Source organism: Prosthecobacter sp. (assembly GCF_044232965.1).
Taxonomy (GTDB): Bacteria; Verrucomicrobiota; Verrucomicrobiia; order Verrucomicrobiales; family Verrucomicrobiaceae; genus Prosthecobacter.
The window spans coordinates 22,665-43,627 of record NZ_JBIIKX010000029.1 but is presented as its reverse complement, the minus strand read 5'-3'; the positions used below and the strand labels follow the sequence as shown (position 1 = coordinate 43,627).

At 61.7% G+C, this 20,963-nt stretch carries 13 protein-coding genes; 11 read left to right on the top strand and 2 right to left on the bottom strand.

Annotation, left to right across the window (positions count from 1 at the left end):
- The first annotated feature begins 8 nt into the window (after nt 1-8).
- The 9 genes from ACILSI_RS13740 (at nt 9) to ACILSI_RS13700 (ending at nt 12,183) form a co-directional block, all read left to right on the top strand.
- On the top strand, nt 9-1,877 hold the full coding sequence (locus ACILSI_RS13740; RefSeq protein ID WP_395722458.1) for a DUF1549 and DUF1553 domain-containing protein: 1,869 nt from the start codon (nt 9-11) through the stop codon (nt 1,875-1,877).
- Between the two features lie 16 nt (nt 1,878-1,893).
- On the top strand, nt 1,894-3,279 hold the full coding sequence (locus ACILSI_RS13735) for a DUF1501 domain-containing protein (RefSeq protein ID WP_395722457.1): 1,386 nt from the start codon (nt 1,894-1,896) through the stop codon (nt 3,277-3,279).
- Complete coding sequence (locus ACILSI_RS13730; RefSeq protein WP_395722456.1) at nt 3,276-4,793, top strand: arylsulfatase; 1,518 nt, start codon at nt 3,276-3,278, stop codon at nt 4,791-4,793. Before ACILSI_RS13735 ends, ACILSI_RS13730 begins: the two co-directional genes overlap by 4 nt.
- A 47-nt stretch (nt 4,794-4,840) precedes the next feature.
- A complete protein-coding gene (locus tag ACILSI_RS13725; RefSeq protein ID WP_395722455.1) occupies nt 4,841-7,831 on the top strand; it encodes a PQQ-binding-like beta-propeller repeat protein in 2,991 nt (996 codons plus the stop codon).
- 121 nt (nt 7,832-7,952) lie between these two features.
- Nucleotides 7,953-8,336 (top strand): helix-turn-helix domain-containing protein, encoded by a 384-nt coding sequence (locus ACILSI_RS13720; RefSeq protein WP_395722454.1) that lies wholly within the window; start codon nt 7,953-7,955, stop codon nt 8,334-8,336.
- Nucleotides 8,333-9,640 carry a type II toxin-antitoxin system HipA family toxin gene (locus tag ACILSI_RS13715; protein WP_395722453.1) on the top strand — a complete coding sequence of 436 codons (1,308 nt, stop codon included), beginning with the start codon at nt 8,333-8,335 and terminating at the stop codon, nt 9,638-9,640. The genes ACILSI_RS13720 and ACILSI_RS13715 overlap by 4 nt, the downstream gene beginning before the upstream one ends.
- A 4-nt stretch (nt 9,641-9,644) precedes the next feature.
- Nucleotides 9,645-9,908, top strand: coding sequence for a hypothetical protein (locus tag ACILSI_RS13710; RefSeq protein ID WP_395722452.1), 264 nt, complete (start codon nt 9,645-9,647; stop codon nt 9,906-9,908).
- Between the two features lie 10 nt (nt 9,909-9,918).
- A complete protein-coding gene (locus tag ACILSI_RS13705; RefSeq protein WP_395722451.1) occupies nt 9,919-10,992 on the top strand; it encodes a hypothetical protein in 1,074 nt (357 codons plus the stop codon).
- Between the two features lie 78 nt (nt 10,993-11,070).
- The gene (locus tag ACILSI_RS13700) at nt 11,071-12,183 is read left to right on the top strand and encodes a lactonase family protein (RefSeq protein WP_395722450.1); all 1,113 of its coding nucleotides are present in this window, start codon (nt 11,071-11,073) and stop codon (nt 12,181-12,183) included.
- A gap of 118 nt (nt 12,184-12,301) precedes the next feature.
- Here ACILSI_RS13700 and ACILSI_RS13695 read toward each other — a convergent pair whose 3' ends face one another.
- Nucleotides 12,302-14,995: a PQQ-binding-like beta-propeller repeat protein gene (locus ACILSI_RS13695; RefSeq protein ID WP_395722449.1), complete on the bottom strand. Its 2,694-nt coding sequence runs from the start codon at nt 14,993-14,995 to the stop codon at nt 12,302-12,304.
- 55 nt (nt 14,996-15,050) lie between these two features.
- Nucleotides 15,051-18,020, bottom strand: coding sequence for a PD-(D/E)XK nuclease family protein (locus ACILSI_RS13690; protein WP_395722448.1), 2,970 nt, complete (start codon nt 18,018-18,020; stop codon nt 15,051-15,053).
- Between the two features lie 113 nt (nt 18,021-18,133).
- On the opposite strand from ACILSI_RS13690, the gene ACILSI_RS13685 reads away from it, so the two are divergent.
- Together ACILSI_RS13685 and ACILSI_RS13680 are read left to right on the top strand one after the other, a co-directional pair.
- Nucleotides 18,134-19,492 (top strand): Gfo/Idh/MocA family oxidoreductase, encoded by a 1,359-nt coding sequence (locus ACILSI_RS13685; RefSeq protein ID WP_395722447.1) that lies wholly within the window; start codon nt 18,134-18,136, stop codon nt 19,490-19,492.
- Nucleotides 19,489-20,907 carry a sulfatase gene (locus ACILSI_RS13680; RefSeq protein ID WP_395722446.1) on the top strand — a complete coding sequence of 473 codons (1,419 nt, stop codon included), beginning with the start codon at nt 19,489-19,491 and terminating at the stop codon, nt 20,905-20,907. Before ACILSI_RS13685 ends, ACILSI_RS13680 begins: the two co-directional genes overlap by 4 nt.
- Nucleotides 20,908-20,963: the final 56 nt, after the last annotated feature.

Below are 20,963 nucleotides of genomic sequence, written 5' to 3'. Positions count from 1 at the left end.
AGAGGAAAATGCCGTTCACGCCGCGTTTTGGACAGGTGCCAAACGCCACGTTCCAACTCTTCGCCACCTCACTTCTGCTCTGCGTCATTACGCAGGCGGCGGAGCCTGTGGCGATTGATTGGACCAAGGCACGCCAGCACTGGTCCTTCGTGCCGCCTAAGGCCCAGGCCTTGCCGAAGGTGAAGGACACCGCCTGGCCGCGTGGGCGGGTGGATCACTTCATCCTCGCGAGCATGGAGGCGAAAGAACTCACACCTTCACGGGAGGCCGATGTGCGGACTTTGATCCGCCGCGTGGCGTTTGATCTCACGGGTCTGCCGCCGACACCGGAGGAGGTGCGGGCTTTTGTGAGTGACGCGCGCCCGGATGCTTATGCGCGGCTGGTGGATGATTTGCTTGGCCGCCGGGCTTTTGGTGAACGCATGGCGAGTGTGTGGTTGAATCTCGCGCGTTATGCCGAGGATCAGGCGCACCAAGTGGGCGGCAACTCGTCGCTCAACTACCCGAACGCCTGGCGCTATCGCGACTGGGTCATCGCTGCCTTCAATGCCGATCTGCCTTACGATGCGTTCATCGAGAAGCAGCTCGCGGTTGATTTGATCGAGCCGCAAAACAAGGCGGACCACGCCGCGCTCGGCTTTCTCGGCCTCGGGCACAAGCTGTATGCGCGCAGCCGGCTCGATGTGCAGGCGGAGGAGTGGTCGGAGCAGGTGGACACCGTTTCGCAGACCTTCCTCGGCCTCACCGTGGCCTGCGCGCGCTGCCACGATCACAAATCCGACCCGATCACGGCCCGCGATTACTACGCGATGGCCGGTGTCTTCGCCTCCGTGCAGATGGTGAACCTGCGGCCCGATGGCAAGGAGGAGGACGGCAAAACATTGGCCGACAAAATGGACCCAGGCACTCTGCACGTCGTGCGCGACCTCAAGCCGCACGACCTGCCCGTCTATGATCGTGGTGATATGGAGTCTCCAGGCGTCACGGCTCCGCGTGGCTGGTTGCAGGTGCTCAGCAAGGGCGAGCCCGTGAAGTTTCAGCAAGGCAGCGGCCGTGCGGAACTGGCCCGCCAGATCACCGATCCCGCCAATCCGCTCACGGCCCGCGTGATGGTGAATCGCGTGTGGGATCTGCTCTTTGGCAAACCCCTGGCACGCACCACGAGCAACTTCGGCGCGACGGGGGACAAGCCCACGCATCCTGAACTGCTCGATGACCTTGCGATCCGTTTCATGCAAAACGGCTGGTCTTTGAAGCGCCTCATGCGCGAGCTGGTCCTGTCCGCCACCTATCGCCAGACCTCAAGGAGCGGCGCTTTTCAAGCGCCGAGGGCGGTTGCAAACCGCCCCTCCTTGGAGATCGATGAGGCGAACGATCACTTCTGGCGCATGAACCGCCGCCAACTCGGCATCGAATCGTGGCGGGATGCCATCATGGCCGCCGCTGGTACGCTCACGCTGGAAGGTGGCCCGTCACAGAGCCTCGACGCCCCCACGCATCATAAGCGCACGATCTACTCTCAGGTGAGCCGCCGCGATCTGAATAAAACGCTCATGCTCTTCGATTACCCGGATGCAAACGTCCACGCCGCACGCCGAAGCAGCAGCACCACGCCCACGCAGAAGCTCTTCGTGATGAACAGCCCCTTCATCATTGAGCAGTCGAAACGACTCGCCCAGCGCCTCCAGCAAAGCGGCAGTGATGACACATCACGCATCCGCCACGCCTATGAACTCCTCTTTGCCCGCGAACCTGAGGCAGAAGAGATCGCCATCGCCCAGGAGTTTCTGAAACAACCCGCCGAATCCAGCCTCAACGCGTGGGAGCAGCTCGCGCAGGCTCTGCTGGCCACGAACGAAATGCTTTATGTGGACTGAACACACACCAGCCCAGATGACCCGTCGCGATGTCCTCCACCGACTCTCGGCGGGCTTCGGCGCAATTGGCCTCGCGGGCATGATGGGATCGCACGCGAGTGCGGCGGTGAAGCAGCAGGTCACGCCGAAAGCGAAGCGCGTGATCTTCCTGTTCATGAACGGCGCGCCGTCGCACATCGACACGTTCGATCCGAAGCCAGCGCTGAAGAAATACGAGGGCCAGCAGCCATCGGGTAAGCTCTACCGGGCACCGAAGACCAGCGGCTTCATGTCATCGCCGCTGAAGTTCAGCAAGTGTGGTCAAAGCGGCATCGAGGTTAGCGAGAGCCTGCCAGCGCTTGGCAGCATCATTGACGATTGCTGCGTCATCCGCTCCATGCACACGAACGTGCCGAATCACGAGCCCGCGCTGCTCATGATGAACACGGGCAACATCCAGCCGATCCGCCCCTCGCTAGGCTCGTGGGTGCTGTATGGGCTTGGCAGCGAGAATGAAAACCTGCCCGGCTTCGTCGTGCTGCGGCCCACACCGAACATCGTGGTGGGACCGGCGCTGTGGAGCAATTCTTTCCTGCCCGCCGAATACCAGGCCACCGGCGTCATCACGTCCGACATGAGCGTGGACAAGCTCGTCGCCAACGTGCGCAACTCCGTGCTCGCCCCCGCGCAGCAGCGGCGGCAGATCGATTTGATTCAAAAGCTTAATCACCTCCACGCCGCGAAGCGCGAGCAGGACAGCGCGCTCGAAGGTCAGATCAAGGCCATGGAGACCGCCTACCGCATGCAAAGCGCCGCCAGCGATGCCTTCGACATCAGCTGCGAGCCCGCGAAGATGCGCGAGATGTATGGCGACACGCCCTTTGGCCGCTCCTGCCTGCTCGCGCGTCGTCTCGCCGAGTCCGGCGTGCGCTACATCAGCGTCTATTACACCAGCAGCAACAACCAGCCCTGGGACACGCACAGCGACCACTACAAGCGCCACCCCGAACTCTGCGCCGACAGCGACCGCGCCTCCGCTGCGCTCATCAGCGATCTCAAACAACGCGGTCTGCTCGATGACACGCTCGTCGTCTGGACCGGCGAGTTTGGCCGCACGCCTTACTCGCAGGAAACCGAGGACAAGAACAAGAAGGTCGATCCGATGAGGCGCGGCCGCGATCATCACCACACCGCCTTCAGCACGCTGCTCGCCGGTGGCGGCATCAAAGGCGGCCTCGCCTACGGCACCTCCGACGAACTCGGCATGAACGCCGAGGAAAACAAAGTCCACGTCCACGACCTGCACGCCACCATCCTGCACCAACTCGGCCTCGATCACGAAAAGCTCACCTACCGCTACGCCGGTCGCGACTTCCGACTCACGGATGTGTATGGCGACGTGGTGCATGACATCATCGCATGAAGCGCCTGCTCATCGCCCTTCTCCTGCTGTCGTCCTTCGCAGCAGCGGCACCACGTCCAAACATCATCGTCATTCTGGCCGATGACATGGGCTTCTCCGATCTCGGCTGCTATGGCGGCGAGATCCAAACTCCGAACCTCGACAAACTGGCCGCCGAGGGCATGCGCTTCTCGCAGTTCTACAACTGCGCTTTGTGCGGTCCGTCGCGTGCGGCGCTGATGACGGGCCTGCATCCGCATCAGGTCGGCATGACGCAGTGGACCGGACTGCTCACGAGCAACTGCGTGACGATGTTTGAGGTGCTGAAGCGTGCCGACTACACCACCTGCGCTGTCGGTCGGCTGGACATGCTCACGGCGGAGGACTGGCACGATCCGCAGAACCTCTCGCATCATGTGGATCGCTACTTTGGCACCACCGGGCATCAAGGACCGGGCAACTACTTCGCCAACACCCGCAACACCGCCTTCTACCGCGATGGAAAGCCCTACACGATCCCCGAAGGCGGCTACAAGACCGACCTCATCACCGACTTCACCGTCGAGTTCCTCCGGCAGCGTGATCAATCAAGACCCTTCCTGCTCTACATTGCTCACTACGCGCCGCACTGGCCGCTGCATGCCAAGGAGGCCGACATCGCGAAGTATCGGAAGCTCTACCGCGATCTCGGTTGGGATGCCGCGCGTGAGCAACGTCTGAAGCGTCTCGTTAAAAGCGGCATCCTGCCTGCCGGCACGAAACTCTCACCGCGCGAAGCTCGTGCAGCCGCATGGAGCGAAGCTGAACATCTCGACTGGGAAGCGGAGCGCATGGCCGTCTTTGCCGCACAGATCGACTGCCTCGATCAAAGCGTGGGCCGCGTGATGGAGGCCGTGCGTGGCACCAACACGCTCGTCTTCTTCCTCAGCGACAACGGTGCTTCTGACAAGGCTGTCGGTCAGCTCGACAAACCGGGCCAAACCTGGCGTGCCGACGGCAAACGAACCCGCGTGGGCAACAAGCCTGACATCATGCCCGGTCCAGGCGACACCTTCGTCACCGCCGGTCCCGCGTGGGCGAATGTTTCCAACGCCCCCTTCCGCCTGCACAAGCAGTCGAATCACGAAGGTGGTATTTCCTCTCCACTCATTGCCTGGTGGCCGGGAGTCGTGCCTGCGGGCAAAATCAGCCCCGAGGTCAGCCACATCACCGACATCACCGCGACCGTCTTCGATGTCGCCGGTCAGACTTATCCCACGACTTTTGACAATCGCGTCGTGACACCTCTCGCCGGCAAATCACTGCTACCAGTGCTCAAAGGCGGCACACGAGCCGGTCACGAATCCCTCTGCTGGGCCACCTCCGGCTGCAAAGCTGTGCGCATGGGCGACTGGAAGCTCGTCGCACTCCCAGGCAAGCCCTGGGAGCTCTACGATCTCAAGACTGATCGCACAGAACTCCATGATCTCGCCAGCCAGCAGTCCGAGCGCGTCGCCGCGATGGCGAAGGTGTTTGAGGCGTGGCAGAAGAAGTAGGCGAAGGCGAAGAAACTTCACCGCTTCGCACGTTGGTCTGCCTTCCCATGATGCGCCCGCTTCTTTTCTGCCTTCTCACCTCTTCGTTGTCAGCCGCCGACTGGCCCACCTATCGTGGTGATGCCTCACGCAGTGGTTACTCGGCGGAGACGATCCCGAACCAGCTTCGGCAGCGCTGGGAGTTTCGTTTGCCCGCCGCAACGAAGCCCGCATGGCCGACTTCGGACCGCATGGAGTATGATCTGGCGTTTCAGCCGATCATTGTGGGAGATCTCGTGCTCTTCGGCAGTTCGGCGGATGATCAGGTGTATGCGCTGGATGCGATGACCGGGCGCATTCGCTGGCGCTTTTTCAGCGAGGGGCCGGTTCGCTTCGCGCCGGCGGCGTGGAAGGACCGTGTGTTTGCGGCGAGTGATGACGGGCATCTCTACGCGCTCGCGTTGAGCGATGGCAAGGTGCTCTGGAAGCACCGCGCCGGCCCGGGCCCGCAGCGCGTGCTGGGAAATGAACGCATGATCTCGCACTGGCCGGCTCGCGGTGGTCCGGTGGTGGTAGATGACAAGGTGTATTACTCAGGGGGCATCTGGCCGAGTGATGGTGTCTTTCTTCACGCGCTGGACGCGGCCACGGGCAAGCCCGTCTGGCACAACAGCGAGACCGGCGGCCTTCACATGGCGCAACCACACGGTGGAGCCGAGGCGGACAGCGGTGTGGCACCGCAGGGTTACCTGCTGGCCACGGGCACGTCTTTAATAGTGCCCACCGGCCGCGCGGTGCCGGCGGTGTTCGAACGAGGCGATGGCAAACTGCGCTACTACCACCTGCAAAAGAACCAGCAGCGTGGCGGCACGCGCACGGTGCTCACGGAATCGAGCTTCCTCAATGCGGGCTGCCTTTTTGATGTGAAGACGGGAGACATGACCTCGCAGCTCGGCATGGGCTCGGCAGTGGCGATTCCCGGCGGCGTGGTGCGCGCGGAGGGGCGCTCGCTGGCGACCTATCGCTGGAAGGACGTGGAAAAGATCGACCGCAAAGGCACCGCATCCATCGTGCGCACGCTCGTGCAGGACAAGCTTACGCCGTTCGAAAAAGAAGTGCTGGAGTTCATCATCACCGGTCCCGAAGCCGTGATCGGCTTTGACGGGCAGATCAGCGCCATCGACTACAACGGCCAGCGTACGGAATGGTGGAAGCAAAAGGTCGAAGGCCGCGTGCTTGGCCTCGCCGCAGGCAACGGCCGCGTCGTCGCCACCACGGACAAGGGCGTCGTCTATTTCTTCGATGGCAATCCCGCGCCGCTGCCTGTGCCCGCGTCTCCTGCGGCAGTGGAGAAGCTGGATGACAAAGCCGTCGCGGAGGCGAAGGCCATTCTCGATGCCGCTGCGATCAAAGGCGGCTATGCGGTGCTGCTTGGAGCCGGGCGCGGTGATCTGGCGCTGGCGCTCGCTCAGCAGTCGGACCTGAACATCGCGGTGGTGGAGCCGAACAAGAAACTCGCGGCTGATGCGCGGCTGCGGATCGCAAACGCGGGATTGTATGGCACGCGCATCAGTGTTCACGTCGCGCCGCTGGATGCCACGCAGTTTCCCAAACAGTTCGCGAATCTCATCGTTGCCCCGCAAGATGCGAAGCTCGCTAGCAGCAAGGCGGTGCAGGCTGAGATGCGCCGCATCCGCCGGCCTTACAGCGGTCTCATTTGCCATCGCGACAGTTTGAAGCTCGAAAAAGCCAGCGCTCCGACGGGTGCTGGAAGCTGGACACATCAGAACGGCAGTGCCGCGAACACGCTCTGCTCCGATGACGAACTCGTGAAGGGCAAGCTCTCCATGTTCTGGTTCCGCGATGTCGAGTTCGAGGTCGCCAACCGCCACGGGCAAGGCCCTGCTCCGCTCATTTCGCAGGGGTACATGGTCACCAGCGGGGTGAACGGCCTCTGCTGCCTCGACGCCTACAACGGGCGCAAGCTGTGGGAGTTCGACGTGAAGAACCTGCTCATCGACTTCGACGGCATCCACCACGACGTCGGCATTGGCGACACCGGCGGGCCGTTCTGCATCGGCGGCGACTCCGTTTATGTCAAAAGCGGTACGCGCTGCCTGCGCATCGAACTCGCCACCGGCAAGCTCGTGCGCGAATTCGCCACGCCCGTCGCGGCCGATGCCGCGAATCGGAACTGGGGCTACCTCGCCTTTGAAAACGGCCTGCTCTTTGGCTCCGTCGAAAACGCCGCGCACAACGTCAGTCCGCGCTACCAGCTCACGAATCTGCGCACAGAGTCTGTGCTGTTCTTCGCCATGGACCCCGCCACCGGCGCGGTGAAATGGAAATATGAACCCAAGGGCTCCATCCGCCACAACAGCGTCGCCATCGCCGGCGAGCGCGTTTATTTGATCGACCGCCCCATCGTCGAGGCGGACCGCGTCACCAATCCCAAACGCGAAGGCAAGGCCGCGCCGAAGCTCACGCACAGCCAGGTGCCTTCGGGCACCTTGATCGCGCTCGACTCCGCCACCGGCAAAATCTTGTGGGAAAACAAAGACGACATCTGGGGCACGCAGGTCGCCGTCAGCGCGAAGCACGGCGTGCTGCTCATGAACTACAAGGCCGTGCGGCATAACTTCTTCGAGCTGCCCTCTGAGGTTGGCGGACGCCTCGCGGGCTTCGACATCGCCACCGGGAAGCGTTTGTGGGATCAGGACGGCAAGTATCAAACCCGTCCGCTCATCAACGACGCCACGATCTATGCTCAAGGCGGCGCGTGGGACCTCAAAACCGGCTCGCCAGTCGAATGGGAGTTTCAGCGCTCTTATGGCTGCGGTCAGATCGCAGCCAGCAAGAACCTCATGCTCTTCCGCAGCGCCACGCTCGGCTACGTCGATCTCACCCGCAAGGCCGGCACCGAAAACTACGGCGGCATCCGCCCCAGTTGCTGGATCAATGCCATCCCCGCCTCCGGCCTCGTCCTGGTGCCGGACGGCTCATCGAAATGCCATTGCAGCTACCAGATGCGGGCTTGGTTTGCCTTGCAGGGTGAGTAAAATGTTATTTACAATTCGCCAAAATTGGCGAATTAATATCAAATAAACCATCTAATCGCCATTATTGGCGATTAGAACACATTCTAACTAATTCGCCATTATTGACGAATTAGTTGAAAATATGCATTTTATTCGCCATTTTTGGCGAAATATGATCTCGCCAACAAAGCTAACAGATGAGGCTTTTCTCAAGAGCTTCGGCCAACGGCTAGCCATGGTGCGCTTGGAGCGCGAATGGACGCAGCAGAAACTCGCTAAGGAAGCTAAAGTGGCCAAGCGCCGCGTGGAGCGCTTGGAGGCAGGAGAGGTGACGGCAAATCTTGCTGGTTTCGTGAGAGTCCTGCGAGCTCTTGGTTTACTCGAGAAACTTGATTTGCTTATGCCGGAGGTCAGTCCAGGCCCCATGGAACAACTGCGAATGCATGGGAAGAAACGTCAGCGTGCATCTTCCAAAAAGAACCAGGATGCCAAACCTACAGCATGGCAATGGGGGGATGAGTCATGATTGCAGAAGTCAAACTTTGGGGACGTGTCATTGGGGCTGTGGCATTGGGCGAGCATCGTGAAATAGGGGAGTTTCAGTATGATTCTGAATTTGCTGCCAGCGGTATACAGGTTGCTCCTCTGATGATGCCTTTGAGCAAGAAAGTGTATGGCTTTCCCCAATTGCCGGGGGAAACGTTTCATGGATTGCCCGGGTTGCTTGCTGATTCGCTGCCGGACAAGTTCGGCAATGCCTTGATCAATGCTTGGCTGGCCACGCAGGGACGCACGCCCCAAAGCTTTAATGCCGTCGAGCGGCTTTGCTACACCGGCACGCGCGGCATGGGAGCCTTGGAATTCTCGCCAGTGCTCGGCCCTCGGCCACGCAAGGCGCATAGGATCGAGATTGATTCGCTTGTGAAGCTGGCCTCCGAGGTTTTGCAGAACCGGCTCGGTTTGGAGGGCAGTTTTGCTGACAGTAAACGCGAGCAGGCACTCAACGACATTCTGCGGGTCGGCACCTCCGCAGGCGGTGCGCGGGCAAAGGCGGTGATCGCCTGGAACCGCGAGACCAACGAGGTGCGTTCCGGCCAAATTGAGGCCAGTGACGGCTTCGAGTACTGGCTGCTGAAATTCGACGGCGTGAGCGGCAACAAGGACAAGGAACTCGAGGATCCGAAAGGTTTCGGTGCTATCGAATACGCCTATTACCTCATGGCAAAGGCGGCAGGCATCAGCATGAGCGAAAGCCGGCTGCTGGAGGAAAATGGCCGCCGCCACTTCATGACGCGACGCTTTGACCGCAACGCCACCGGCAAAAAAATCCACATGCAGTCACTCGGTGCCATGGCGCATCTCGACTTCAATCAAGCCGGAGCGCACGCCTACGAGCAGGCCATGCTGGTCATTCACCAGCTCGAAATGCCAGCGGAAAGCGCCGAGGAGCAATTCCGTCGCATGCTCTTCAACATCGTCGCCCGCAACCAGGACGATCATGTGAAGAACATCGCCTTCCTCATGGACAAAAAGGGCCACTGGAGTCTCTCGCCCGCATTTGATGTCGCCTACAGCCACAATCCATCGGGCGAGTGGACCGCCAGTCATCAAATGACCGTGAATGGCAAACGCGATGGCTTCACCAAGGCCGACTTCAAAGCCTGTGAAAAGAGTTCCATGTTGAAACGCGGACGTGCGGCGCTGCTGCTGGAGGAAGTGGTCGAGGCAGTGAAACGTTGGCCTGAATTTGCCATTCGTGCGGGAGTATCGGATAAATGGACATCGCAGATTCAAAACAGTTTCAGACTCGAAATTCCCGTAGGACCATAAGACTATGAATGATAATGTAGGTAATCACATTTACGACATCTGGGGCACGCAGATCGCCGCCAGCAAGAACCTCATGCTCTTCCGCAGCGCCACGCTCGGCTACGTCGATCTCACCCGCAAGGCCGGCACCGAAAACTACGGCGGCATCCGCCCCAGTTGCTGGATCAACGCCATCCCCGCCTCCGGCCTCGTCCTGGTGCCGGACGGCTCATCGAAATGCCATTGCAGCTACCAGATGCGGGCCTGGTTTGCCTTGCAGGGTGAGTGAGAACTCCGCCATGACCTTGACCAATCATCAGCGCGGCTTCATCGGCCTGACCCGCCATCGCGGCCTCCGGGTGGTTGCGTTGATGGCGCTCCTTGGAAATGCAGCTCATGCCTGTCAGGTGCCGGTCTTTCGTTACGCGCTCGAACGCTGGGAGCCCGCGCCTTATTCACTGATCATCACGCCGGGCAGGGGAGGGTTGAGCGCCGGTGAACAAGAGATCGTCGAACATCTGCGGCATCCGAAGACTCCGGCGAATCTGGAGATCGAGATCAAACCGCCCGCCGAAAAATCATCGCTGGCTTTGCATAGCCCGCTCAAGCGCAACGATGATGCGCACCAGCCGATCTGGCAGTCGGACCTGACCCAGGCGAATGCCCTCGCGCTTCTGGATTCTCCGGCCCGGGCTGAGTTGAGAAGGCGGTTGCTTGGCGGACAGACCGCCGTCTGGGTGCTGCTGGAGTCTGGTGATGCGGCCAAAGACGCGGCCGCCTTCGCCACGCTCGGGGAGTCGATGAAGGCCGCCCAGGAACGATTGAAACTGCCCGAGGGCGTCATCACTCAGGACGAGGCGAACGATCCGACCAAGCGTCGCGAGAACGCCGATGTGCTGCAATCCGATCTGCCGCTGAAGATTGAGTTTTCCACGATGCGTGTGAGCCGGCAGAATGCGGAGGAGGCGACGCTGATCGCCATGCTGATGCATGCCGAGCCGGATCTGGGTGATTATGACAAGGAACCGATGGTGTTTCCAGTGTTCGGTCGTGGACGGGCGCTGGAACCGCTGATCGGCAAGGGCATTCACGCGGACAACCTGCTTGAAACTGCGGCTTACCTCTGCGGCGCATGCTCCTGCGAGATCAAGGAGCAGAATCCAGGCATCGACTTGCTCATGGCCGCAGATTGGACACCCGTGGCGAGCAAGGAAGTGATCGAAACGGTGGTGATCACCGGCGCGGACACCGCGAGCAAGGACGATGAGTCCCGGCGGTTGTTGGGGATGATCGTCGTGGCCGGCATGGTGGCCTTGCTGCTCAAAGGCTGGCTGATCGCACGCTGGTTTTCCCGCCGGAAGCGACGGTCTTAAACGGACTACGCGTCGAGTTCGGTGTCACGCATTGTGTTGAACCGCGTAAGGGGCGGGTTTGACCGGCGTTTGGGCATCATGCGCCACTTTTTGATCGCCTTGCTTGCTTCATCTTCATTTTCTGCCGAGCCGCTCGTTTTTGTCACCGCCTTCGCCTCTGGCGACAAAGCGGGCATTCACGCCTTCACCTTCGATTCGGAGAAAGGCGCGCTCAAGCCGCTGCATCGAACGACGAACATCCAGAACCCGTTTTTCATCGCCGTGTCGCCGGACAAGCGATTCCTCTACGCCATCGACGCGGAGAAGTTCGGCGGTGATGAGGACGAAAACGTGGCCGCCTTTGCCCTCGAAGGCCGCACTGGCCGACTGAAGCGCCTGAATCATCAATCCGCACGCGGCACGGCCTCCTGCTACCTCGATGTCGATGCCACGGGCAAGTCCGTGCTCGTCGCGAATTACAGCAGCGGCAGCGTCGCCTCGCTGCCGGTGAAGAGCGACGGCTCGCTCGGCGAGGCGGCCTCGTTTTTCCAGCACAGCGGCTCCAGTGCCGATCCGCAGCGGCAGAAAGGCCCGAACGCGCACTGTTTTGTCATCAGCCCGGACAACAAGCACGCCCTCGCTGCTGATCTCGGCATTGACAAGATCATGATCTACACGCTCGATGCCGCGACGGCAAAACTCGCTCCCAACGACGCCCAGCCCTTCGCCAAACTCACGCCCGGCAGCGGCCCTCGACATCTTACCTTCCATCCGAACGGCAAGCTCGTGTATGCCATCAATGAACTCGCCAACGCGATCACCGTTTTCGACTGGAGCGCCGCAGACGGCACACTGAAGGAGAAACAAACCATCGCCACGCTACCTGCCGACTTCACCGGCAAGAGTTACACCGCCGATCTGAAGATCACCCCGGACGGAAAATATCTCTACGGCACCAATCGCGGCCACGACAGCCTCGCCAGCTACCGCATCGCCGACGATGGCACACTCACACTGCTCGCCATCCAACCCAGCGGCGGCAAGGGGCCTCAGAACCTGCTTGTGACGCCAGACGGGAAGTGGCTGCTGTGCGCGAACATGCCGGGGAACAATGTCGTGGTGTTCAAGATCGAAGCCGCGAGCGGCGCGATCACTGCGCATGGTGAGCCAGTCGAGGTGCCGATGGCCTCGTGCATCCGCTGGGTACAGTAGCCATCTCGCTCCGCGAGATGAGAAGAGCGCATGACAAATTCAAACACGAGCCGAACATCGATCCCGATTCGTGTCAGCGGGAGCGATGAGCTCATCTCGGCGGAGCGAGATGGCTACTTTACTGTCGCACCTCCCACGCAGGCGGCAGATCCTTCGACTCCGGCCCATAGGTCTGCGACACGACGAAGCCACTCGCCTGCGAAGTATAAAAGATGCGCCCATTGCTCACCACAGCGCCCAAGCACTCGCGCGAATCAATTGCGGGGCCGGTGGAGACGAGTTTGCCGTCCTGGCTGAGGTCGATCATGTCCATGTTCGCGCCGAGCACATACGGCTCGCTCATGGTAAAGCGGCAGCAGGCGTAGTTGGTGAGAATGCTGAAGGTCACCTTGCCGGTCTCGCGGTCGAATATGTTGCCTTTGCCGCGCAGGGCGTTGGAGAACATGAAGCGCTCGCCTACGCTCACGACATTGAGCGCAGAGGTCACGGCGTCGGACTTCCAGACGAGCTTGCCGGTGTTCGCATCGAGACACCAGACGAAGCGGTCGTCGGTGCCTTGCTGCGCACGGTTGAAGCCGCCGATGTAGAGCTTTCCATCTCGGGCGCTGAGCGTGCATTTGGCGGTGACGTAGTAGTCGTTGGTCTGCCAAAGGATGTTCCCGGTCTTGGGGTCGATGCAGCAGGTGAGGCCGTTGTTTTTCACGGGAAGTCCGCGCCGGGCGCGCTGATCGGCGTCGTAACCGAAGAAGACGCTGTAGTAGAGCTTGCCGTCGAGAATGCAGATGCCGCAGTCGTTGCCGCCGCGACCCTGGTCATAAAAATCCTTCTCCCACACGACCTTGCCCGTTTCCAAATCCCAGGCCCACACGCGAGGGTGATGATTCTTCGGATAATACGGATTGTCATTCGAGTAGATGAAGCTCATCACCTCGCTGCCGTCTTTTGGGACGACGGGCTCACCGCCAAAAGTGTAGGGCTTCTCGCTGCCCTGCGGCGCATAATCGCCGGAACCGCTCGCATAGATCGCGATCTTGCCCGCGACCACCGGTGGGAACTGCCGGCTCCAGCTTGGGCTGCCGGTGAAGGGGGCTTCCCACAGCATGTTGCCCGTCGCGGCATCGAGACAGCGCACAAACGACTTCTTCATGCCTGCCTGCGGAATGAGAAGCTTCCCGTCGATGTAGAGCGGTGAGGTGAAGCTCAAATACACATCCGGCCACCAGCGCCGCCACAGCAGACGGCCGGTGTCCTGCTCACACGCGATGATCTGGCCCTCGGCGGTGTGCGTGTAGAGCCGTCCGCCGCCACAGACCGGCAGATGCTTCACCGTGCCTTCCAGGCGCCGCGCCCAGCGCATGCGCAGCGGCGGCTTGAGGTCCTGGTTGTTCGAGTTCTGGCCTGCGAAGTTGCCGTAGTTCGTGTACCAGTCGTATTTCGCGTCGGCGAGCTTGCCGGTGAGCGGGGAGCGGATCGTGGGAATGCTGTTCGGTGCTCTCCGCACGAGTTCAGCTTTGAGCATCGGATTGAGACGATAAAGACGCCCATCTTCCGACCCAACAAACACGATTCCATCGGCAATGGCTGCCGGAGCAGTGATCGCACCATCGCTGAGGACATGCTCACGAGTCTTTCCACCGTCCAAGGGTGCGAAATGAAGCTTGCCGTTTAAATCTCCAAAGATCGCATGCCTCTTCGTGATCACAGGCGGCGCAATGGCACCCGCGCCGCTGAGCGGTTTCGACTCCTTCGTGCTCATGTCATGCCGGATCAATCCACGCCCGCTCTCCGGCTTCACGCGAAACACCTCGCTCCCGCGAATCGCCACCGGCGAAAAGCTCAGCAGGCCGTCCATGCGGATGTTGGTGTCGGTGCCTGCGACGAAGTCGCCGGTTTTCAGCGTGTCGCCATTGAGGCGCATGATGTCCACGCGGCCTGCGTTGTCGCGGCGGTGCCATTGCACATAGACATTGCCCTCGTCATCGGCGCTCTGGCCGAAGGTGGCCGGGTATTCTTTGCCGGACCACTCGGGGATCTCACCCGTGGCCTTCAGCTTCGGCGCGGCACCCGTGTCTTCGAGGAAGAGCGTTCTGCCACCGGCGGGAACAACGACGACGTTGCCTTTGATGAGGCAGATGTCACGCGAGCACACAAAATGGTCCTTCCAGTTCACGCGACCGTCGCTGGAGGTGGGTTTGGTGCCGGGTTTGAGTGTCGCTAGCATGCGTTTCTCGCAAAACGCGGCCCAGGACTCGCCGCTCCAGCGATTGCCATCAAAGCCGACGACTTCCTTCACAAAATCCCACTTCCACTGCTGCTGGCCTTCAAACGTGAGCGCCAGCACCTGTGCGCCGAGTGTGGCGACATACACGCGGTCCTTCGCCACGACCGGCGTGCTGAAGATCGGCTCGCCGCAGTCGATCTCCTTCACCACCGCGCCCGTCTCGCGATCCAGCACATAGTAAAGGCCCGCCGTGGTGCCGAAGTGCAGGTGTTTGCCCGCGATGGCCGGTGAGGAGACGTTGTTCACGTTTTGCTTGCCGCCCTTGCTTTGAAAGCGCCAGACCTCCTTCAGCGTCGCTGTGTCGAAACAAGCCGCGCAGCCCGAGCCATCGACGACATACACCTTGCCACCCGCGACCACGGGCGAGGTGTAGATGCCATCCGTCATCGCCACCGCGCCTTGCAGGCCGAGTTTTCCGACATCCAGGTCGATCTGGGCCGCGTTGCCGCTGTGCGCGGCGTTGAACATGAACTGCGGCCAGTCTTCAGCGAGAGCGGCGGTGGCGAAAAAGAGGAGGGCGAGGCGAAGCATGCCTGCTAATACGAGCGCCACGCGTGTTCCTCGCAGCGGCGGACACATGCGCAGATCAGAGGGGTGCCAAAAGACCCGGATCGACCGCTTCAAGCGGCTCACCGAAGAAGAGAGCGCCAAAATCATCGCCATACGGCAGTTTTTCAGTCGGTGGCCAGAAGGCGCGGTTGCGGATGGCGGTGATGACGCCCTCGGCACAGGCACGGGCGCTGTCGAGAAGCGGACCGTCGAGACCGGACCATTCGTCGAGACCGATCTCAGGCTTTGTCTTGCTGAGCGTGACATGCGCGGTGGTGATTTTTTCGCCAGGAAAGCGGCGCTCCATCGCCAGACGGTAAAGCGGCAGTTGCAGATCGACCCAGCGCGATGCAGTGCCGTCGCCGCCCGTCACCAGCGACCACGCGGGATGGCTCTCCGGATCCTCGCCGCGCTTCAGCGGCGTGAGGTGGTAGTTCTCGACCGTCTTGCGCATCTTTTTCTGCACGTCGAAGGCGGAGCGGGTTTTGAAATCGATCAAGCGCACGCCGAGCTGCGCGTGACGCTCCACGCGGTCCACGGTGCCGTTGATGGTCATGCCAGCGAGCGTCCACGGATCATCCTCCGGGCTGATGCGCGTCTCGGCGGCGACGATCTGCCAGCCTTGCAGCCGTTGTTCCGCTTCCTTTTCCGCCCACCAGCCGAGGCGTTGCCTCGCGGACTCGCGTTGAATGGTCACGGGCACGGTGAGACGCGCGCCGTAGATGCCGTGCAGGCGGCGGTCGAGGATGGCGTGAAACGCGGCGCGGATTTTTTGCGGGTCGGTCAAAACGATCGCATCGGGGTCTTGCGCGAAGGTTTCCAGCACGCCGTGTAGCAAGCTGCCGAACTCCATCGCGTCCATCTCCGTGCGCGTGGCGTCGATCTCGCTCATGCGCAGGCCGTGGCGCAGGTAAAAGCGGAACGGGCATTGCAGGTAGTCGCGGAACTGCGTGACGCGCAGCTTGTGGAAGACGCTGTTGTCATCCGGCAGCGGCTGCGGGCGCAGACGCCAGGCGAGCTGCCACGGCATGGGATCGGCGCGGCGCGGCGGCTTGTTGAAGAAATGCAGCGTGCGTGCGGGCAGGTCGGCGTCGGCGCATTGAAACAACAGGCGCGAGGGGCGCAGCGGCTCCTCCGCCGAGCCGGTGCGGCCGAAGATGAAATCGACGCGCCCGCCGTTGTGACGACGCGACTCGATGAGCGTGGTCATGAGGCAGGCGTCGCGGGCGAAGCGTGTGTCGTTATTCCGCAGGCCGAGAGCCCGCCTTGCGGAGTCAGGCAGGAAGGTGTGGCCGATGATGGCCTCGGGTGCCTTGCCGTCGTTCATGCCGGTGATGATGAGATGCGGCGCGTCCTCCCAGAGCAACTCCAGCCAGCCTTGCAGGTCGATGTCACACGCCTGGCGTTCGGGATAGAAAATTTGATCTCCCAGCGCGAGCAGCAGCAGCTCCAGGCGATGCGCGGGATCGAGTCCGCCGGGAAACAGATGCGCCGCAGGTCCGTCGAGCGTGTCGAGCACCTCGCTTACTTGATCCGCGATGGCGGCGAAGACCGCGTCCTGCGGATTTTCACTGCGGAAGCGACGCGCGGCGAAGACATCGCCGAGGAATTCGGTGAGCGCGGCGCCGAAGTCCGGTGCGGAGAGGGATTTGAGCACGCTGTCGATCCACATGAGGCCCGCAGGCACGGCGCTCGTTTTTTTCGGATCGCTGAAGACACGCGGGGCTAGTTCGAGCGCGTCATCGAGCGTGTCTGGTAGCGATGTGACTGCGAGTGTGTCGAGATTATCAAGAAGCTGCTTCAAGGAAGGCTTCGCGCCTGATTGATCCTCGACTCGGCGGCGGATCGTCTCCGCCACATCGGGACAGCGGATGAATTCCGCCACGGCTCGGAACGAACGTGTCGCCGCGAGCTGTGAAACGATGCGCAGCAGGTGAAACACGCCATGCGTGCCCATGCGACGGCCTGCGGGGTCAAACGCGCCGATCTCACGCGCGGCGAGCGCCTTTTCCAGCGGCGCGGTGATTTCTACATCAGCCACGCCGATGGCCGCGACTGCGCCGGGTTCGTCGTAAGATGCGAGCAACTCGACCGCGGCCTCTGCCTGCTCGGCAGGTGTGCCGCCTTGATGAATCGTCGTCTCGGGCGTCGGGATGTCGATGGGGCGCGTGAGCCATGTCTCGGCCACGGGACGGCCCCAGAGATCGAAAGCATCTCGATGCGTTGCCTCCGGCGCGTAAACAAGCACTTCGACGGGCAAAAGTCGGGACCAGTGTTGCAGCGCTTCCACGGCCAGCGATGAAGGATCGAGCACACCGGCCATCACCACGCGTGTGATGCCCGCGGGTGGCTTGCCAAACGCAGCGGCTCGACGGCGCGTGGCCTGCCAGTCGGAGAAGCCACGTTCCTCTGTCGCGATCACGCAATGGCGCTCGATGCTGGCCAGATCACGCCAGCGCTCCGGCTCCATCTCAGAATGTTCCAACAAGCGGGCCACATCGGCGAGACTGAGACCTTTTTCATTCAGCGTCTCGCGCACTTCGAGCAGGTCGCCCGCTGATTTCAGCGCCCAGGTGAAGCCACGCTCGACGGGATCGACCGGGAACACGTTGCGATGCGCGTTCAAGTCGATGCGCAGCAGCTCCGCCGCCCAGATGAGCCGTGTTTCCAGCGAACCGGCGGGTTTCATCTCCGGCGCATGCTCGGGCGAGGTGAGGAAATCCGGCGTCACCACGCGTGGTGGCAGCACGGCGGCGTTTTTTTTCGCCGCATGCACAGCCAGCGCCTCGCGCAGCCTGCGGCTGGCGTTGCGTGTCGGAACGATGATCAGCCAGTCGCTCAAATCGAGCGCGCCCGTGCCGCTCCAGCCTGCCGCGACATGTTCCACCACTGCACGCACCAACGGACGATCCCAGCCGAGAAAACGCCGCGTCGCCGAGGACAGCGAGGCCGCGAAAAGATCGGCTGCGCTCTCATCGGCGGAGGTAGGACGCGTTTGGCGTGGCATGCCCGAGAAGTGCGGCGGGAGACGCTTAGCGTCAACGTGGCAGCTCTGAAATTGACGCGAGTTCTCCGCTCCCCGCGCAATGTGGGCCGCGAATCCGCGTTTCCTGCGCTCTCATGCAAACCCGCCGCCACTTTCTCCAAACCGCTGCGTTCGGTGCCATCGCCGCGCCGAACATCCTTCGCGCTCAAAACACAAAACAAAAAATCCGCGTCGCCTGCGTCGGCATTGGCAACATGGGCACCGGCGCGGTCAAAGGCTCGCTCAAAGAGGAGATCGTCGCGTTTTGCGATGTCGATTGGCGTGACACAGACAAGCGCAGCGCCGGTGCCATCGCCAAGGAGCATCCGAACGTGCCGAAGTTCACCGACTTCCGCGAGATGCTCGACAAGAAGGGCAACGAGATCGACGCCGTGCTCATCTCCACGCCGGATCACACCCACTTCGCCGCCGCCATGGCCGCGATGCAGGCGAAGAAGCACGTCTTTGTGCAGAAGCCGCTCGCCCACAACATCTGGCAGGTGCGCACGCTGCACAAGGCCGCGCAGAAATACGGCGTGCAGACCGTCATGGGCAATCAAGGCCACTGCTGGGAAGGCATCCGCCTCGTCAAAGAATGGTTCGAGGCCGGTGTGCTCGGCGAGGTGAAGGAAGTGCATTGCTGGACCGATCGTCCGTTTGGCCACGCCGGATTCCTCGATCCGCAGCCGGTGGTCGCACCGGCATCCGAACCGCTGCCTGAAGGCGTGAACTGGGATCTCTGGCAAGGGCCGGTGGCCACGCGTGACTACTCTTCGCAATTTCTACCGCAGCGCTGGCGCGGCTGGTGGGACTACGGTTGCGGCGGGCTCGGCGACATCGGCTGCCATTGCCTCGACGCGCCGTTTTGGGCCTTGCAACTCGGCATGCCGGAGAAGGTCGAAGTCGTCAAACAAGAGCCCGGCACCCTGAAAACCTACACCGCGCCTCGTTCGCACATCATCTTCCATTTTGCCGCGCGTGGTGCTTTGCCACCCGTGCAGATTCACTGGTATGAAGGCGGTTTGCAGCCCGAGCGCCTCGCTGGCATGGACAAGCCGCTGCCGACCAACGGCATGATCATGAAGGGCAGCAAAGAAACGCTCTTCTCCGACGGCATGCGCGTGCAAAGCCCGCAACTCTGGCCCCGCGAGCGCATGACGCCGCTCATCGACATCTTGCGCCGCAAGCCACTGCCACGCTCCAAAACCGCCGACCCCATCGGCGAGCTCTTCGAGGCCATCCGCGGCGAAATCCCGCACGCAGGCTCCAACTTCGACTACGCGTGCCCATTGACCGAACTCGTCAACGTCGGCGTCCTCGCCATCCGCAGCGGCAAAACCATCGAATGGGACGCCGCCGCCATGAAAGTCAAAAACGCCCCCGAATTCGACACCTGGATCAAAGAACCCGTCCGCGACGGCTGGAGCTACGGCGAAGACCTTTGGAAAGCATGAGGTCGCTCATCCTTTCCTCACTCCTCATGTTGGTTTCGTCCTTATCGGCGAAGCCGAACATCTTGTTCATCGCCATCGACGATCTCGCGAACGACTGCACACACACACCGCACATCGACCGACTCTCAGCCAGCGGCGTGCGCTTTGACCGCGCCTACAATCAAATCCCGCTCTGCAATCCCAGCCGCGCCTCCGTGCTCACCGGCCGCCGGCCCGATGCCACGCAGGTCTATGACCTCGACCGCCATTTCCGTGACGCTTTGCCCGATGTCGTCACGCTGCCGCAGCTCTTCCGTCAAAACGGCTGGTTCACTGCCCGCGTCGGCAAAATCTACCACTACGATGTCCCCAACGGCATCGGCACCGACGGCCTCGACGACAAACCCTCGTGGCAGCTCGTCGTGAATCCGAAAGGTCGCGATGTCACCGACGAAAAGCTCATCACCAATCCCACACCGCAAAAACCCGTCAGCGCCGCGCTGAGTTGGCTCGCTGCCGACGGTAACGACGAGGAACAAACCGACGGCATGATCGCCACCGAGGCCATCCAGCTTCTCGAAAAGCATCGCGACGAGCCTTTCTTCCTCGGCGTCGGCTTCTTCCGACCACACACGCCTTTCGTCGCGCCGAAGAAATACTTCGACCTGCATCCGCTCGACTCCATCCGCCTCCCCGAAGCCCCCGCCGACGACCGCAGTGACATCCCCGCAGCCGCTTTCGCCCACAACAACCCCACACCGCACTACGGCCTCGACGACCTCACCTGCCGCCAAGCCCTGCAGGCCTACCGCGCCAGCGTTTCCTTCGTCGATGCCCAGATCGGCCGCGTGCTCGATGCGCTTGATCGACTCCAACTCACCGACAACACCATCGTCGTCCTTTGGAGCGATCACGGCTATCACCTCGGCGAGCATCTCGGCATCTGGCAAAAGCGCACTCTCTTTGAACAAAGCGCCCGCGCCCCGCTCATCATCCGCGCCCCCGCCGCCAAAGGAAACGGCCACGCCTGCCCGCGCATCGTCGAGTTCATCGACATCTACCCCACCCTCGCCGACCTCGCCTCACTCACACCTCCCCAACTCGACGGAAAGAGCCTGCTCCCTCTTTTGAATGATCCCACCCAAACCTGGGACAGCATCGCCATCACCCAAATCCTCCGCCCCGCCGATGACCGCCTCCCCACTCAAATCATGGGCCGCACCCTCCGCACCGAACGCTGGCGCTACACCGAGTGGAACGAAGGCGCAAACGGCCTCGAACTCTACGATCATGAAAAAGACCCGCTCGAGTTCCGCAATCTCGCCCGCATGCCCTCCGCCGAGGCTTCAAAAGTCATGAAGGCCTTCCACGCTCGATTCAGCAACCTCGCCCGAGGACTATCACCGTCATCGCCCGTGAAACCGAAGCGTTTGTGAAAACGGTCCACTCAGTCTTCAAATCACCCACGACCCATGAATGAAATCGGATGGCA